Origin of the sequence: Sedimentimonas flavescens (assembly GCF_019264375.1) — a bacterium.
Taxonomy (GTDB): domain Bacteria; phylum Pseudomonadota; class Alphaproteobacteria; order Rhodobacterales; family Rhodobacteraceae; genus Rhodobacter; species Rhodobacter flavescens.
The window spans coordinates 142470-157847 of the sequence record NZ_JAHVAI010000001.1; the positions used below are offsets into that span (position 1 = coordinate 142470).

General features: G+C 65.6%; 17 protein-coding genes. 10 read left to right on the forward strand and 7 right to left on the reverse strand.

The window, feature by feature from the left end; genetic code table 11:
* The first annotated feature begins 185 nt into the window (after positions 1–185).
* From KTQ37_RS00760 to KTQ37_RS00800, 9 genes are all read left to right on the forward strand, one after another.
* Entirely contained in the window at positions 186–1079 is an 894-nt protein-coding gene (locus KTQ37_RS00760) for a 5-bromo-4-chloroindolyl phosphate hydrolysis family protein (RefSeq protein WP_218628556.1), read from the forward strand.
* Between the two features lie 84 nt (positions 1080–1163).
* Positions 1164–1484 (forward strand): hypothetical protein, encoded by a 321-nt coding sequence (locus KTQ37_RS00765; RefSeq protein ID WP_218628557.1) that lies wholly within the window; start codon positions 1164–1166, stop codon positions 1482–1484.
* Positions 1481–2401 carry a hypothetical protein gene (locus KTQ37_RS00770; protein ID WP_218628558.1) on the forward strand — a complete coding sequence of 307 codons (921 nt, stop codon included), beginning with the start codon at positions 1481–1483 and terminating at the stop codon, positions 2399–2401. Before KTQ37_RS00765 ends, KTQ37_RS00770 begins: the two co-directional genes overlap by 4 nt.
* Positions 2402–2428: 27 nt before the next feature.
* Complete coding sequence (locus KTQ37_RS00775; protein WP_218628559.1) at positions 2429–3589, forward strand: toxic anion resistance protein; 1161 nt, start codon at positions 2429–2431, stop codon at positions 3587–3589.
* Positions 3590–3591: 2 nt separating this feature from the next.
* The gene (locus KTQ37_RS00780; protein ID WP_218628560.1) at positions 3592–4578 is read left to right on the forward strand and encodes a DUF2927 domain-containing protein; all 987 of its coding nucleotides are present in this window, start codon (positions 3592–3594) and stop codon (positions 4576–4578) included.
* A gap of 9 nt (positions 4579–4587) precedes the next feature.
* Entirely contained in the window at positions 4588–5742 is a 1155-nt protein-coding gene (locus KTQ37_RS00785) for an SPFH domain-containing protein (protein ID WP_218628561.1), read from the forward strand.
* Positions 5743–5745: 3 nt separating this feature from the next.
* Positions 5746–6867: a TFIIB-type zinc ribbon-containing protein gene (locus KTQ37_RS00790; RefSeq protein WP_218628562.1), complete on the forward strand. Its 1122-nt coding sequence runs from the start codon at positions 5746–5748 to the stop codon at positions 6865–6867.
* 27 nt (positions 6868–6894) lie between these two features.
* On the forward strand, positions 6895–7344 hold the full coding sequence (gene dtd, locus KTQ37_RS00795; RefSeq protein WP_218628563.1) for a D-aminoacyl-tRNA deacylase: 450 nt from the start codon (positions 6895–6897) through the stop codon (positions 7342–7344).
* Positions 7345–7585: 241 nt separating this feature from the next.
* Positions 7586–8887, forward strand: coding sequence for a DEAD/DEAH box helicase (locus tag KTQ37_RS00800; protein ID WP_459565438.1), 1302 nt, complete (start codon positions 7586–7588; stop codon positions 8885–8887).
* Here KTQ37_RS00800 and KTQ37_RS00805 read toward each other — a convergent pair.
* A complete protein-coding gene (locus KTQ37_RS00805; protein ID WP_218628565.1) occupies positions 8884–9345 on the reverse strand; it encodes a hypothetical protein in 462 nt (153 codons plus the stop codon). The genes KTQ37_RS00800 and KTQ37_RS00805 overlap by 4 nt on opposite strands.
* Positions 9346–9602: 257 nt before the next feature.
* Here KTQ37_RS00805 and KTQ37_RS00810 point away from each other — a divergent pair, with 257 nt between their 5' ends.
* Positions 9603–10223: a thymidine kinase gene (locus KTQ37_RS00810; RefSeq protein ID WP_218628566.1), complete on the forward strand. Its 621-nt coding sequence runs from the start codon at positions 9603–9605 to the stop codon at positions 10221–10223.
* Here the strand turns inward: KTQ37_RS00810 and KTQ37_RS00815 are convergent.
* The 6 genes from KTQ37_RS00815 to fabI all read right to left on the reverse strand — a co-directional run bounded on the left by KTQ37_RS00815 (position 10187) and on the right by fabI (position 14981).
* Entirely contained in the window at positions 10187–11305 is a 1119-nt protein-coding gene (locus tag KTQ37_RS00815; RefSeq protein ID WP_218628567.1) for a beta-ketoacyl-ACP synthase III, read from the reverse strand. The genes KTQ37_RS00810 and KTQ37_RS00815 overlap by 37 nt on opposite strands.
* A gap of 56 nt (positions 11306–11361) precedes the next feature.
* Positions 11362–12306, reverse strand: a complete 945-nt coding sequence (locus KTQ37_RS00820) for a 2-hydroxyacid dehydrogenase (protein ID WP_218628568.1) — start codon at positions 12304–12306, stop codon at positions 11362–11364.
* Positions 12306–12641 carry a tRNA-binding protein gene (locus KTQ37_RS00825; RefSeq protein ID WP_218628569.1) on the reverse strand — a complete coding sequence of 112 codons (336 nt, stop codon included), beginning with the start codon at positions 12639–12641 and terminating at the stop codon, positions 12306–12308. The genes KTQ37_RS00820 and KTQ37_RS00825 overlap by 1 nt, the downstream gene beginning before the upstream one ends.
* Positions 12638–13450, reverse strand: a complete 813-nt coding sequence (gene proC / locus KTQ37_RS00830) for a pyrroline-5-carboxylate reductase (RefSeq protein ID WP_218628570.1) — start codon at positions 13448–13450, stop codon at positions 12638–12640. The genes KTQ37_RS00825 and proC overlap by 4 nt, the downstream gene beginning before the upstream one ends.
* Positions 13451–13478: 28 nt before the next feature.
* Complete coding sequence (locus tag KTQ37_RS00835) at positions 13479–13982, reverse strand: type III secretion system chaperone family protein (RefSeq protein WP_218628571.1); 504 nt, start codon at positions 13980–13982, stop codon at positions 13479–13481.
* Between the two features lie 234 nt (positions 13983–14216).
* On the reverse strand, positions 14217–14981 hold the full coding sequence (gene fabI, locus KTQ37_RS00840; protein ID WP_218628572.1) for an enoyl-ACP reductase FabI: 765 nt from the start codon (positions 14979–14981) through the stop codon (positions 14217–14219).
* Positions 14982–15378 lie beyond the last annotated feature (397 nt).

A 15378-nucleotide genomic window follows, 5' to 3' on the forward strand; every position in this document is an offset into this window, starting at 1 on the left:
GAAATCCCCGCCTTCCTTCCCCTTGCCTCTGGCGAGCCTGCCCGCGAATGCCTATTCTTTGAGGGTGCCGCACGCTGGCGGCCTTCCGGGGTGGGGTTCGATGTCTCTTAACACCTTGCGATATATCGCCTATTTTCTGGTTCTCGCGCTGACCTTCTCGGTAGCGCTGACCGGAGGCGTGTAGCATGGCGCAGCGTTACGGCGGCAAATACAGCCCCGATCCGCAAAATCCCTCCGAGCCCGACCGCAGCACCCTGCCGCCCGAACGGATGCCCCGCGTCCAGCATCGGCAAGAGGGCTGGCCCTTCTGGATCGCGGTCGCCGCCCTGCCCTTCGTGCTGGGCGCCATTGGCACCGGCCCCACGAACCTTGCGCGCAGCATCGGCGCCTTTGGCGTGATCGCATTGGCCGCATGGCTCTTGCGTGAGGGGCTGAAGGCCGAAGCCGCCTATGAAGCCCGCCGCGTTGCCCGCCGCCCGGCCCTGCCGCGCAAGATCTTGGGCGCGCTGTTGCTGGGTGCGGGACTTGCGCTTGGTGCGACCGACGCAAGCTTGCCCGGCGCGGGCGTGATCGGGCTGATCGGAGCGGCGCTTAGCCTTGTCGCCTTCGGCCCTGACCCGATGCGCGACAAGGGCATGGAGGGGATCGACCCGTTCCAGCAAGACCGCGTGGCCCGTGTGGTGGCCGAGGGCGAGAAGCATCTAGCGGCCATGCGCGAGGCCATCGCGCGGGCGCAGGACGGCCGCCTTTCCGCCCGCGTCGAGGCCTTTGCGGCCACCGCGCGACAGCTTTTCCGCGCGGTCGAGGAAGACCCCGGCGATCTGGCCGCCGCGCGCCGCTACATGGGGGTTTACCTTGAGGGCGCGCGCGACGCCACGATCCGCTTCGTCGATCTTTGGGGCGCCACGCGCGACCCCGGCGCGCGCCGCGACTATGAGGCGTTACTTACTGATCTCGAAGAAAATTTCACCGCGCGCACCCGCCGGCTGATCGAGAACGGCCGCGAGGGGCTGGAGGTCGAAATCGAGGTTCTGCGCGAGCGCCTTGCCCGCGAAAACCTGCCCCCTCCGCGGGGCTGACGCCGCCGCAATTTCACCCCATTGCCACAGTTTCGCCTCCTCGGCCGGTCAGAGTGTTCCAAACTCGGACCGGTCACTTCTCGAATGCTCAAGTTCAGCACCATTCTTCTCTCTTGCGCGCTGACGCTGTGTCTCGCCCTGACGGTGCTGGCCTTCCGGCTGGAGCGGTCAGGCGTTCTGTCCAGCGCCAAGTCGGTCAGTGCGATCCTGGCGGTGATGGCGATGGTGCTGTGCGTGGTGGCGGTTCTGGTCATCAGCCGCAACGCGCTGAGCAAGGCCTGGCACAAGCTGGTGGCGGCGCTTGAGGAGAAAGTCGACTGGGGACCCGAGGGGCTCGTGCCCGCTGTTTCGTTCGGTCTGGCGCTGGTCGTCGCCAGCTTGGTTTTCGTTGGGGTTGGTCTATGAAGACAGTCGTCGCACCCAAGTTCGTCTCCGATGCCCGCAGCCTGCTGCGGCGGATCGTGGCGCGCTTCGACACGACGGGCCTGCGCCATACCCCCGGCAGCCTTTTGCCCGACGGCAAGGCGGAAGCGGGCAGCCTGACCCCCTCGCTTTCACGACGGCTGATGGTGCTGCGCAGCCTGCCGCTGATCGGCATTCCGGGCGCACTCAGCCATGGGCCGACGGGAATGGTTCAACTGATCTTCGTGGCCACCTTGTGGCTGCTGGCGATCTGGGTGCTCAAGCAGGGCCTGCTGGCCGAGCGCGAATGGCGCGCCAACCGCAACGCGCATCGCCCCGCCCTGCCCCGCAAGCGTATCGGCATGTTCATGGCGACGCTCGCGCTCTTTGCGGGCGGCAGCTACGAGATGGGGCCGAACTGGGCCGTGATGCCCTCTGTCGTGCTCTGGTTGCTGCTGTCGATGGCTTTCGGCCGTGACCCGCAGCGTGACCGCGAAGGCGCCGCGCATCAGACCGACCACGGCTTTGAGGTGCATCGCCTGAGCGTGCGCGCCAAGGAGCGCTGCCGCCGCATCCACAACCGCCTGCGCCGCAACGTTCCCGAACTGCTGCCCGATTTTGCGCTCTATGAAGCCACGCTGAACCGGCTCCTGACGGTGTTAGCCAGCCAACCCGAGCATCACGCCCAGGTCAGCGCTCATCTGGGCCCCGAGCTTGAGGCGCTTGAGCAGGCTGCGGAAAAACTTTCGGTTGTCCTTGCTGCCTCGTCAGGGGATGATGCCGTCGGCAGCTATCGCAGCACGCTTGGCAGAATGACCAGCGAGGCGAAACGCTGCCTCTCGCAGTTGAAGGGCATGGGTAGCCGTGCACTCGACATCGAGATGGGTGTGTTGGGCGATGCCTTGGCGCGGAAAGTCTGAGGTCTTCGCCCTCCTTCGGGGGTAATGATGACCGAGACTGTCCGCCAAAAGGCCGCCGAGGCCCTGAGCGAAATCGAAAATCTCAACGCAGTCGTGCTGCCCGAGCCCGGCGCCGAGGTAACCCCGCTGGCCGAGGCCGCGCCCCCCGTCGCCGACGATATTCGCGCGCGCATGGCGCAGATCGACCTCGGAGATACCGCTTCGATCATCTATTTCGGCTCGCAGGCGCAGGGCGAGTTGCAGACGATCAGCCAATCGATGCTGGCCGATGTGAAGAACAAGGATGTCGGCCCGGCCGGTGACAGCCTGCGTCAGATCGTCACGACGATCCGCGGCTTTTCGGTCTCGGAACTCGATGTGCGCCGCGAGCGGTCCTGGTGGGAAAAGCTCATGGGCCGCGCCGCGCCCTTCGCCAAGTTCCTGTCGCGCTTCGAGGCGGTACAGGGCCAGATCGACCGCATCACTGACGATCTGCTGAGCCACGAGCACAAGCTGCTCAAGGACATCAAGTCGCTCGACATGCTCTATGACAAAACGCTGAGCTTCTATGACGAGCTGGCGCTGTATATCGCGGCGGGCGAAGAGAAGCTGCGCGAAGTCGATGCCAATGACATCCCCGCCAAGGAGGCCGCGATCGAGACCGCGGACGAGACCGCCAAGGTGTTGCGCGCGCAGGAGCTGCGTGATCTGCGCGCCGCGCGCGATGATCTGGAGCGTCGGGTGCATGACCTGCGGCTGACGCGGCAGGTGACAATGCAAAGCCTGCCCTCGATCCGGCTGGTGCAGGAAAACGACAAGAGCTTGGTCACCAAGATCAACTCGACGCTGGTGAACACCGTGCCGCTGTGGGAAACGCAACTGGCGCAGGCCGTGACGATCCAGCGCTCGGCCGAGGCCGCGCGGGCGGTGCGCGAGGCCACCGATCTGACGAACGACCTGCTACAGGCCAATGCCAAGAACCTGCGCGAGGCCAATGCCGCCGTGCGCACCGAGATGGAGCGGGGCATTTTCGACATCAACGCGGTAAAGGCCGCCAATGCCGAGCTGATCGGCACGATCGAGGATTCGCTGCGGATCGCTGACGAGGGCAAGCGCGCCCGCGCCGCCGCCGAGGCCGAACTGATCACACTGGAGGCCAAGCTGCGCGACACCCTCGCTTCGGCGCGTGCTCCCGGGGGTGCCGCCTGATCATGCCGCTTTTCCTGAACTGGGAAATCAACACCAGCGGCGCGCGCCTTGCTCTGCGCCGGCTGGCGGGGGCCGTCGCCATCGGCGCGGCCCTTGCGGGCTGCGTGCCCACGAATAGCGCGGCGCCGCGCACCGCCCCGCGCCCGATGAGCGCGCCCGAAGGACTGGGCGAGGAGAACCGCTCGGGCGAGAGCCGCGCGATGCAGGCCTATTTCGCGCAGGTAGAGACGATGCTGCTCGACCAGGGCCTGCTGCGGCAGGATGTGGCGCCGCGCGATGCCCCCTTCGGCAGGCGCCAGCTGGTGGATAACTTCGTCCACATCGCGCTTTACGACGAGTATTCCAACCGGGGCGGCACATTCGTGGCCAGCACCACCAAGTCGCGCCTGCGCCGGTGGGAGCAACCCGTGACGATCGGGGTCGAGTTCGGCCCCACCGTGCCCGCCGCACAGCGCCGCAAGGACAGTGCCGCGATCACCGCCTTTGCCGGGCAGATCGGCCGCGCGACACGACACCCGGTGCGGGTCGTCCCCAGTGGCGGGAATTTCTCGGTCCTGGTGCTGAACGAGGATGAGCGCCGCAACGGCGCCAAACGCTTGCGCGAACTTGTGCCGGGGATCGACGCGGCCTCGGTCAATGCGATCACCGACCTGCCGCCGACGACATTCTGCGTGGTCTTCGCCTTCTCTGACGGGCGTTCGGCCAGCTACAGCCGGGCGGTGGCGGTGATCCGGGCCGAGCACCCGGACCGGCTGCGGATGTCCTGTGTGCATGAGGAACTGGCGCAGGGCATGGGTCTGGCCAATGACTATCCGCGCGCGCGCCCGTCGATCTTCAACGATGACGAGGAATTCGCGCTGCTGACGCGGCATGACGAGCTTTTGTTGCAGATATTGTACGATCCGCGCCTGCGCCCCGGCATGACCGAGGCCGAGGCGCGCCCGATCGTCGAAGACATTGCGTCCGAACTTCTGGGCGCCGACAGCTAGGAGGGCCAGATGGGCATTCTCGATTTTCTGACCGGCGAATTCATTGACGTCATTCACTGGACCGACGACACCCGCGACACGATGGTCTGGCGCTTCGAGCGCGAGGGGCACGAGATCAAATACGGCGCCAAGCTGACCGTGCGCGAGGGGCAGGCCGCGGTCTTCGTGCATGAGGGGCAACTGGCCGATGTGTTCGGACCGGGGCTCTACATGCTCGAGACCAACAACCTGCCGATCCTGACGACCTTGCAGCACTGGGATCACGGCTTCCGCTCGCCCTTCAAATCCGAGATCTATTTCGTCAACACGACGCGGTTCAACGACCTCAAATGGGGCACCAAGAACCCGATCATCGCCCGCGACCCCGAGTTCGGCCCGATCCGGCTGCGTTCCTTTGGCACCTATTCGATGCGCGTCTCGGACCCGGCCAAGTTCATGTCCGAGATCGTCGGCACGGATGGCGAGTTCACCGCCGACGAGATCAGCTTTCAGATCCGCAACGTGATCGTGCAGGAGTTCAGCCGGGTCGTCGCGAGCTCGGGGATTCCGGTGCTGGATATGGCGGCGAACACCGGCGATCTGGGCAAGCTGGTAGCCAAGGCAATTGAGCCGGTGGTGGGCAACTACGGCCTCTCGATCCCCGAGTTCTATATCGAGAATATCAGCCTGCCCGAGGCGGTCGAGGCGGTGCTGGACAAGCGCACCTCGATGGGGATCGTGGGCGATCTGAACCGTTACATGCAGTTCAATGCGGCCGAGGCCATGGGCCAGCCCGGATCTGGCGCATCGGCCGGTATGGGCACGGCCATGGGTGCCGGGATGGGTGCAGGCATGGGCATGGCGATGGGCCATCAGATGGGGTGGGGCCCCTGGGGTGTTGCGCCCGCTGCACAGGCGCCCCAAGGCGGAGGCGGCGCGGCTGCCGCCGCACCGCCCCCGCCGCCCCCGCCTCCGGTCGAAAAGGTCTGGCATGTAGCGGTGAACGGGCAGACGACCGGCCCCTATGGGCGCGGCCATCTGGGCCGCATGGTCAGCGAGGGCGGCTTTACGCGTGACTCGCTGGTCTGGTCGCCCGGACAGGATGGCTGGATGCGTGCCGAGGATATTACCGAGCTCGCGCAGCTCTTCACCATCGCCCCTCCCCCGCCGCCGCCCGCAGGCTGAGCCATGCCGGAGCCCTCGGCGCGGCCTGTGGCCGAGCATCACTACCCTTGCGAATCGTGTGGCGCTGACTTGCGCTTTGCCCCGGGGCAAGAGCGACTTGTCTGCGACTATTGCGGGCATATTCAGGACATCCCGCGTGCCACGGGGCGCGGGGCCTCGGGGCTGCGCGAGCTACCTCTTGACGCCGTCCTGCGGGCCGAACTGCCGGATCTGGAGATGGAGGAGCACCGGACACTGTCTTGTCCGAATTGTGGTGCTCTGGTCGAGTTCGATGGCGCAGAACACGCCGCCGAATGTCCGTTTTGTGCAACCCCAGTGGTGGTCGATACCGGCACGAAGCGACTGATCAAGCCGCAGGGGCTCGTGCCTTTCACCTTGACCGAGGAGGAGGCGCGAGCGTCACTCGGGCGCTGGCTGGGGCGGCTGTGGTTCGCACCCTCGGGGCTGGCGCAATACGCGCGCCGGGGCCGCAAGCTGAACGGGATCTACGCGCCTTTCTGGACCTTCGACGCCGCCAGCCGCACCGAATACACCGGGCAGCGCGGCGACTATTACTATGAAACCCGCCAGGTGCGTGTGCAAAACAACGGCCGGTGGGAGACACGCCAGAAACAGGTGCGCCATGTCCGCTGGCGCCACGCGGCGGGCCGCGTCGCGCGGGTCTTCGACGATGTGCTGATCTATGCCGCGCGCTCGCTGCCGCCGGGCTATATCGACGCGCTGCGGCCCTGGGATCTGAGCGGGCTGACGGGGTATCGCCCCGATTACCTCGCCGGCTTTTCGGCCGAGGGCTACACGGTCGAGCTGCACGAAGGTCATCACCTCGCCCGCGCCGAGATGATGCATGTCATCCAGTCGGACGTGCGGCGCGACATCGGCGGGGACGAGCAGCGCATCACCCGGCTCGACCCCGCGTTCAGTGCCGAGACCTTCAAGCATATCCTGCTGCCGGTCTGGACCGCCGCCTACAAGTATCGCGGCCGCAGTTACCGCTTCGTCGTCAACGCTCAGACCGGCAAGGTGCAGGGCGACCGGCCTTGGTCGGCGTGGAAAATCGCCTTCGCGGTCGCTCTGGTCGCGATTGTGGTCGGTGTCGCGGTTTACCTTGATCGGGCGGGGGGGTAAGCCCGGACCCAAACAAGGAGAACGGGCATGAGAGCACTCATCCAGCGGGTCCGGCACGCCAATGTCGTGGTGGACGGCGAAACCATCGGCGAGATCGGTCAGGGCCTGTTGATCCTGATCTGCGCGATGCAGGGCGACGGCGAGGCCGAGGCCGACAAGCTGGCCGGGCGCATCGCCAAGCTGCGCATCTTCAAGGACGAGGCGGGCAAGATGAACCGCTCGGTCACCGACATTGGCGGGGCGTGCCTCGTGGTCAGTCAGTTCACGCTTTCGGCCGATACCTCGCGCGGGAACCGGCCCGGGTTTTCCGCGGCCGCAGCGCCTGATGAAGGCAACCGGCTTTACCAGTATTTCTCGGGTGCGCTGCGCGGGCTTGGCCTGCCCGTCGCGAATGGTGAATTCGGCGCCGACATGGCGGTGAGCCTGCTCAACGACGGCCCCGTGACCATCTGGATGGACACCGCCGACCGCAGCTGACGCGGGTTTTTCTTGACTTTCGGGCGTCGGGGGGCCATGTGCCACTCACCCAACGTCCGCTGCCGCGTGAGCAGCCGCGCCCGGAATAGGCCCATGGCCTCGGGGAGGAGGCGCGAGGACGGGGAAATCGGTCCCACATTCACGCGGGGGGCCAGCGGAGACATCTTCGCACCCGCCCGCCTGCGCCCCTGACCGGGGCGAACCCCCTTTTGCGCCTATGGCGCCGACGAAAGACATGACTTTGGAAAACTTCGAAAACCTCGGCCTCGCGCCGATCCTGCTGCGCAACCTTCAGGGCCTCGGGCTGATCAAGCCTACCCCGATCCAGTCGCAGGCCATCCCGCACGTGGTCAAGGGCCGCGACATCCTGGGTCTCGCCCAGACGGGCACCGGCAAGACGGCGGCCTTCGGCCTGCCCATGCTGACCCGCATCATCTCCTATGGCAAACGCCCCGCGCCGAAGACCGTACGCGCCCTTGTTCTGGCACCGACGCGCGAACTGGCGACCCAGATCCACGACAACCTTGCCGCCTATGCCGATGGCGCACCGGTGCGTATCCAGCGTGTCGTGGGCGGCGCCTCGATCAACGTCCAGACCGAGAAGCTCTCGAAAGGCGTTGACGTGCTGATCGCAACCCCGGGCCGCCTGCTTGACCTGCTTGAGCGTCGCGCGCTGGTGCTGTCGGAAACCAAATACCTGGTGCTCGACGAGGCCGACCAGATGCTCGACATCGGCTTCATCCATGCGCTGCGCAAGATCGCGCGCCTGATCCCGGCGGACCGCCAGACGCTGCTGTTCTCGGCCACCATGCCCAAGCTGATGGAAGAACTGGCCGCAAGCTACCTGAGCGACCCGGTGCGTGTGCAGGTCGCCGCCCCCGGCAAGGCCGCCGAGAAGATCGCGCAGGGCATCCACTTCACCACCCAGGGCGAGAAGGCCACGCTGCTGGCCGAATACCTGGCCAAGCACCGTGGCGAACTGGCCGTGGTGTTCAACCGCACCAAGCATGGCTCTGACAAGCTGGCGCGGCTCTTGGAAAACTGGGGCTTCCCGGTTCTGGCGATCCACGGCAACAAAAGCCAGAACCAGCGCGAGCGCGCGCTGGCCGCGTTCCGCGCGGGCGAGGTCGACGTGCTGGTGGCGACCGATGTTGCGGCGCGCGGCCTCGATATTCCGCAGGTGGCGCATGTCTATAACTACGACCTGCCGAACGTGCCGGAGAACTACGTTCACCGCATCGGCCGCACCGCGCGGGCGGGCCGTGACGGGCGCGCGGTTGCGTTCTGCGCGCCACTCGAGATGGGCGATCTGCGCGCCATCGAGAAGGCCATGGGCGACTCCATCCCGGTGATCGGCGGTATGCCGCATGAGGACACCGGCGGCGTCAAACCCGGCGCGCGCCAGCGTCAGGGCCAGCGCCCCGGCGCTAAGCCCGGCCCGCGCAGCCAGCAGCAGCGCCCCTCAAAGGCCAAGCCGATTGGTGGCGGCCAGCAGGCTCCGCGCCGCTCCGCCAAGCCTCGCAAGGCGCAACGGCACGATTAACGAACCGTCTCCTCCTCGAGATGCATCTTCATTTCGAGGAGGACACGCTGCAGCGCCTGCGTCTCGGACAAGAGGCGCTTGGCCTCGTTGATGGTGATCTTTCCGTCCTGGATCGACTGGTGATACTCGGCCATCAGCATGGCGAAGCGCTGGCTGAGCGCGACGACGTCCGAGTTGATCCCGCCATTCCCGGCGTTGCGGCGTTCTTCATCAAAGGAGATCGTCAGCCCGCCGATTTCCGCCAACGCCATGGTGACATGCGGCACGGGCGACACGGCCTCTAGCCGGGCCACCACGTCGATGGGCATGAAGCGGTCTGCATGTTCGACGTCGGCCGAATAATAGCGCCCCAGCGTCGCCTTGGACTTGCCGCAGGTCTCGGCCGCAGCCTCAATGCCCACTTCCTTGACCAATGCCTCGCTGTGCTTTTTCAGATAGCTGCCGACCGTATCAACCATTCAATCACCCTCGTAATCGCCGGTTCACGCACGCCATGGGGAAAACCGGGCCTGCTTTCCCATTATCGTGCACGCCCGCAAATGTCACATCTAAACCGTCCGGGGCAGCCGGACATGTGTGAGTGACCGGCTCCCCGGGCCGGTTTGGTTGGGACCCGCATTCCTGCCTTTCGGGAGGGACAGGGCCGTCATTTACGGCAGCCATGCGGGCTCCCTTTTGCTTGCCTGCGCCGCCTGGCCTGCGCTATTTCCGGCCCATGGCTAAATTGTATTTCCATTATTCGACGATGAACGCGGGCAAGAGCACGATCCTCTTGCAGGCGTCCCACAACTATATCGAACGTGGGATGCAGACCCTTCTGGTCACCGCGCAGCTCGACCGGCGCGCAGGCGAAGCGCGCATCGCCAGCCGCATCGGCATCGGCGCCGGGGCCGAGACCTTCACCGCCGAAACGGATATGTTCGCACTGATCCGCGACCGGTTGGGGGCAGGCCCCTGCGCCTGCATCTTCGTCGATGAGGCGCAGTTCCTGACCAAAGAGCAGGTCTGGCAACTGGCCCGCGCGGTCGATGACCTGCGCGTGCCGGTGATGTGCTACGGGCTGCGCGTCGATTTCCGGGGCGAGCTGTTCCCCGGCTCGGCCGCGCTGCTGGCCTTGGCCGACGAGATGCGCGAGGTGCGCACCATCTGCCATTGCGGCAAGAAGGCTACGATGGTGGTGCGCAAGGATGCCTCGGGTCAGGCCGCGCGCGATGGCGACCAGGTGCAGATCGGCGGCAATGAAACCTATGTGTCGCTCTGCCGCCGCCACTGGCGCGAGGCGGTGGGCGACATGCCCGCTCAGAACCGCTCGACGATCACCGAACCGACCGAGTAACCCGCCCCGAAGGAACAGATCAGCCCCAGATCGCCCGGCGCCAGATCGTCCGAGAAGCGGTCGAAGGCGATGATTGATCCGGCCGAGGAGGTATTGGCGAATTCTTGCAAGATGTTGGGCTGCTCGTTCCCCTCGGGGTCGCGGCCCAGAACCTTGCGACCGATGAAGTCGTTCATCGTCTTGTTGGCCTGATGCAGCCAGAGGCGTTTAAGCGCCCCCGCTGCGATCTGCTCATCGCTAAGGTGGTGCAGGATGTGCGCGGACACCATCGGCAGCACTTCCTTGAAGACCTTGCGGCCCTCTTGCATGAACTGCATGTCGCGCCGGTCGGCCATGCCATCGGGCCGGTTACGGCGCAAGAAGCCATTGTTGTTGCGGATATTGTTGGAAAACTCGGTCGCGCAACGGATCGAGCGGATCTCGAACCCATGCGCGGCATCCTCGCGCCGCTCGATCAGGGTGGCGGTGGCCACATCGCCGAAGATGAAGTGGCAATCGCGGTCGCGCCACTCCAGATGCCCCGAGGTGATCTCGGGGTTCACCACCAGCGCCCGACGTACCGAGCCCGCGCGGATCATGTCGGCCGCGGCCTGAATGCCGAACGTGGCCGAAGAACAGGCCACGTTCATATCGAAGGCAAAGCCCTTGGCGCCGATCAGCTTCTGAATCTCGACCGCAATGGCGGGATAGGCGCGCTCCATGTTCGAGGCAGCGCAGATCACCAGATCGATTTCTTCTCCGCTGCGCCCGGCCTTTTCCAGCGCGGTCTTGCAGGCAGCGACGCCCATCTCGGCCATGATGCCCGGCTCATCGTCGCTGCGCTGGCGCAAGCGCGGATACATACGCGCGGGGTCAAGCACGCCTTCCTTGTCCATCACATAGCGGCTTTCGATGCCCGAGGCCTTGAGGATGAACTCGCTCGAGGAATGCGGGATCGCCTCAAGCGTGCCGGCGGCGATGGCCTCGGCATTCTCGGCATTCACCCGGTCGGCATAGGCGTTGAAGGCAACGACCAGTTCGTCGTTCGTGATCGTGTGCGGCGGGACATAGACCCCGGTTGCGGTGATGGCAGGCGTGAACATCATGACCCCTTTTCAGTCGGGGCAGAGTCCGCCGAAGCCCTGATCAGGTCAAGGGATCAGAGCGCGTTCGGGGGCCGAGTGCCGTCACGGAACGCGATCAGATTGTCGAGAGCCATGAACCCCATCGCATCGCGCACCTCTAGCGCGGCCGTGCCCAGATGCGGCAAGAGCGTGACATTATCCAGCGCGCGAAGCGCCTCGGGGACGTGCGGTTCATGCTCGTACACATCAAGGCCCGCGCCTGCGATCACCCCCGCCTGCATGGCGGCAATCAGCGCGGGCTCGTCGATGATATCGCCGCGCGCGATGTTGATCAGATGGGCGTGCGGCTGCATTTTGGCGATTTGCGCCGCGCCGACCAGATGGCGTGTCTGCGGCGTTGCGGGCACGGCGAGCACGACGAAATCGGCAGTTGCCAGAACTTCGTCCATCGTCAGTTGTCGGGCGGGCAAGCCCGGGTCGGCGATGGCCGAGCGGTTGTGGAACACCACCTCCATCCCGAAGCCATAGTGGCAGCGCCGTGCGATGGCCTTGCCGATGCGCCCCAGCCCGATGATGCCCACGCGCTTTCCGGTCACGTGATGGCCGAGGAACTGCGTCGGCGTCCAGCCGGTCCAGACGCCCGACCGAAGATAGCGCTCGCCCGCACTGGCGCGGCGCGCGCTCATGAGGATCAGCGTGAGCGCGATGTCGGCAGTGGCGTCGGTCACCGCGCCGGGGGTGTTCGACACGGTCACCCCCGCTACACGGGCCGCCGCCACGTCGATATGGTTATAGCCCACGCCGAAATTCGCCACCATCCGGGCGCGGGGCTGGCCTGCGAAGGCCTCGGCCGAGAGCTTGTCGCCCAAGGTCACCAAAAGCGCGTCGTATTCGGCCAACGCCGCGCGGGCTTCATCCGCCGTCATCGGCGCGGCGCCATTGCGAAAGGTCGTGTCGAACTCCTCGGCCACGCGCGCCTCGACCGAAGGCGTCAGTGCCCGCGTTACCAGCAGCCGCATCAGAAAAGCCTCCCGCCAAGCGGCACATCCTGACCGGGCGCGATCAGCACGACCTCACCGTTCTCGTCCGGCACGCCAAGGGTCAGCACCTCGGACATGAAGGGGCCGATCTGGCGCGGCGGGAAGTTCACGACCGCCATGACCTGCCGCCCCACCAGTTCCTCAAGCGTGTAATGCGTGGTGATCTGGGCCGAGCTTTTCTTGATGCCGATCTCGGGGCCGAAGTCGATCACCAGCTTGTAGGCGGGCTTGCGCGCCTTCGGGAAGGGTTGCGCCTCAATGATGCGCCCAACGCGGATGTCGACCTTGAGGAAATCATCAAACGAGATGGTCATTTACCCAGTTCCCGCCCGCGATCCGCCGCGGCCTTGACCGCGCGCTTGAGCAGCGCCGGAAAGCCGGTTTCGGCGTCCATCAGCACAGCCAGCGCGGCGGCGGTGGTGCCGCCGGGGCTGGTCACGTTGATGCGCAGCTGCGCGGGGCTGTCTGGGGCATCCTCGGCCAGTTGCCCTGCCCCGCCGACGGTCGCCTTGGCCAGCGTCATCGCCAGATCGGCGGGCAGCCCTTCGGCCTCGCCCGCGGCCGCGAGGGCCTCGATCAGGTGGAAGACATAGGCGGGGCCCGAGCCGGAAACAGCAGTCACCGCATCCATCTGATGCTCGCCATCAAGCCGCACGACCTGACCAACCGCGCGAAGCAAACCCTCGGCCACGGCCAGATCATCAGCGCTGGCCGCACCATTGCCGGTGATCGCGGTGATCCCGCGACCGATGGCGGCGGGGGTGTTGGGCATGGCGCGCACGATCGGCGTGGCGGTGCCCAGAATAGCCTCATAGGTCGCGATCGTGGTGCCAGCGGCGACGGTCACGAACAGGGTCTTGCCCCCACCCATCGCCTGCAACTGCGGCAGCGCTGCCGCCATCATCTGCGGCTTGACCGCGATCAGCACCACGGCGGGTGCCTCGGGCAGCGGGCCGTTCACAGCAACGCCCGTCGAATGCAGCCAGTCCGAGGGATGCGGGTCGATCACATGTACCGCGCCGGGCGCAAGCCCACCCCGCAGCCAGCCCGCCAGCATCGCGGAACCCATCTTGCCACAGCCCAGCAGAACCAGCCCGCGCGTCGAAATCGTCGAAAAGTCCATTTTGCCCCCTTGGTCTTGGGGGCAAAGATTAGGCGCGCCCGTAGGCCTCTGCAATGGCGACCTTGAGCGCCTGTTCGGGCGACTCATCGCCCCAGCAGGTCAGCTGCATCGCCGGGTAGAAGCGCTCGGACGAAACCACAGCGGCGCCGATCAGCCGGTCGATCTGCTCGGGGCCGGCGATCTGGCCGCCCGCGAGAACAAGACCATAGCGCCAGACCATCAGGCGCTGCTCGGGCCACCAGGTGAAGGCGCCGGTCCAGACCTGATCGTTGATGCGGTTCAGAAGATCGTAAAGCGCGCCGTCGCGCGCGCCGGGCGGGTCCATCTCGAAGGTCGAGATCAGGCGCAGCGTCTCATCCTGTGCGGACCAGGCAAGCGTGATCGAATAGGTCCGCCACTGCCCCTCGACCGTCATCGCGATCTGGTCATGCGCGACGCGGTCGAAATCCCATTCATGTGCCTCGGCCAGCGACTCGACCACGTCGATCGGGTGGATCTCGTCGGAATAGAGATAGTCCTCACTCAGTGCCATGCCCGTGCCCCCGCTTGCTCTGCGCCCCTTGGGGTGCAGCTCCCCTAGGGTTTGGTAGTTCTACAAGGATCGGCGTCAGTTCGCGTTCCCCCTACAATATATCGTGAGCCTTACGGGGTAATCTGTAAAGCAATTTGTCGTGGATAACTCGGCGCCCACCACGAAATCTGGGGAGAACTCCGATGCAAAGGGGCGGCCCGACGGACCGCCCCCTGCGCAATCTGGTGAACCGAATCAAGCGGTTATCGAGTAGCCTCCGTCGATATCATGCACCCCGCCGGTCAGGTTGCGCGCCTCGCGCGAGGCAAGGAAGGCCGCCATCGCACCGATATCGTCGATTGAGGCGAGCATATGGGTCGGCGCACGGTTCGCGGCTTCGATCAGCAGATCGTCGAAATGGTCGATCCCCGAGGCCGCCCGCGTGACCAGCGGCCCGGGCGAGAGCGCGTGCACGCGGATGCCCTTCTCGCCCAGTTCCGCCGCGGCATAGCGCACCGAGCTTTCCAGCGCGGCCTTCACGGGCCCCATGATGTTGTAGTGCCGCACCACGCGGGTCGAGCCGAAGAACGAGACCGACAGGCAGGTGCCGCCCTCGGGCATGAGCGGCTCGGCCATGCGGATCATGCGCAGAAAGGAATGCACCGAAATATCCATCGCCTGCCCGAACCCCTCGGCCGAGCTGTCGATGACGCGGCCGTGCAGATCGGCCTTGGGCGCGAAGGCGATGGAATGCAGGATCGTGTCGAGCCGCCCCCATTTGCGGCCGATCTCTTCGAACACATCCTCCATCTGCCCCGGCGCGGTCACGTCGAGCGGCAGTTTGATCGTAGCGCCCAACTCTTCGGCAAGTGGGCGCACATGCGGCTCAGCGCGCGCGTTCAGCCAGGTCACCCCCAGTTCCGCCCCCTGCGCGCGAAAGGCACGTGCACAGCCATAAGCGATCGACTGCGCATTCGCGATCCCGACGACGAGAACCTTCTGACCTTCGAGTGAAAACATCGACAAACCTCCATTGATTCCCGCGATCTGCGCATGGAAAGGTTTCGTCTTCACGACAGATCTGCCGCAGCGCGGCATAATCCGCGCAATACACGTATCTCAGCCAATATTTAGGCAGCCGTGCACGAAATGAGGCGCGGCGGCAAAGCCTGAAATCAGAGCCCCCGCCCCGTGCCGCGGCTCTCCCGCGGATCATCAGTCATTGATGATATGCACGCCCTGAAACGCGCGGTCCCCTCTTGGGGCATCAGGCGAGCCCGCGGGGATCACGCGGAGCCCACTTCTTGGTCTGAAGCCCCGGATATGATTAAATTGCGACATTGCAGTATGTCGCTAACCGCCATTGAACCTCAGCGGAATTCCATTTACGACTCCACATGTCGTTTTCAGTCACGTT

What these genes read in the sequence shown, in the direction of transcription:
- KTQ37_RS00810 (WP_218628566.1), top strand. Translation starts at nt 9,603, where the DNA reads ATGGCTAAATTGTATTTCCATTATTCGACGATGAACGCGGGCAAGAGC.
- KTQ37_RS00760 (WP_218628556.1), top strand. Translation starts at nt 186, where the DNA reads ATGGCGCAGCGTTACGGCGGCAAATACAGCCCCGATCCGCAAAATCCC.
- KTQ37_RS00770 (WP_218628558.1), top strand. Translation starts at nt 1,481, where the DNA reads ATGAAGACAGTCGTCGCACCCAAGTTCGTCTCCGATGCCCGCAGCCTG.
- KTQ37_RS00835 (WP_218628571.1), bottom strand. Translation starts at nt 13,982, where the DNA reads ATGGCACTGAGTGAGGACTATCTCTATTCCGACGAGATCCACCCGATC.
- KTQ37_RS00815 (WP_218628567.1), bottom strand. Translation starts at nt 11,305, where the DNA reads ATGTTCACGCCTGCCATCACCGCAACCGGGGTCTATGTCCCGCCGCAC.
- dtd (WP_218628563.1), top strand. Translation starts at nt 6,895, where the DNA reads ATGAGAGCACTCATCCAGCGGGTCCGGCACGCCAATGTCGTGGTGGAC.
- KTQ37_RS00785 (WP_218628561.1), top strand. Translation starts at nt 4,588, where the DNA reads ATGGGCATTCTCGATTTTCTGACCGGCGAATTCATTGACGTCATTCAC.
- KTQ37_RS00765 (WP_218628557.1), top strand. Translation starts at nt 1,164, where the DNA reads ATGCTCAAGTTCAGCACCATTCTTCTCTCTTGCGCGCTGACGCTGTGT.
- KTQ37_RS00790 (WP_218628562.1), top strand. Translation starts at nt 5,746, where the DNA reads ATGCCGGAGCCCTCGGCGCGGCCTGTGGCCGAGCATCACTACCCTTGC.
- KTQ37_RS00775 (WP_218628559.1), top strand. Translation starts at nt 2,429, where the DNA reads ATGACCGAGACTGTCCGCCAAAAGGCCGCCGAGGCCCTGAGCGAAATC.
- KTQ37_RS00820 (WP_218628568.1), bottom strand. Translation starts at nt 12,306, where the DNA reads ATGCGGCTGCTGGTAACGCGGGCACTGACGCCTTCGGTCGAGGCGCGC.
- KTQ37_RS00805 (WP_218628565.1), bottom strand. Translation starts at nt 9,345, where the DNA reads ATGGTTGATACGGTCGGCAGCTATCTGAAAAAGCACAGCGAGGCATTG.
- KTQ37_RS00780 (WP_218628560.1), top strand. Translation starts at nt 3,592, where the DNA reads ATGCCGCTTTTCCTGAACTGGGAAATCAACACCAGCGGCGCGCGCCTT.
- proC (WP_218628570.1), bottom strand. Translation starts at nt 13,450, where the DNA reads ATGGACTTTTCGACGATTTCGACGCGCGGGCTGGTTCTGCTGGGCTGT.
- KTQ37_RS00825 (WP_218628569.1), bottom strand. Translation starts at nt 12,641, where the DNA reads ATGACCATCTCGTTTGATGATTTCCTCAAGGTCGACATCCGCGTTGGG.
- fabI (WP_218628572.1), bottom strand. Translation starts at nt 14,981, where the DNA reads ATGTTTTCACTCGAAGGTCAGAAGGTTCTCGTCGTCGGGATCGCGAAT.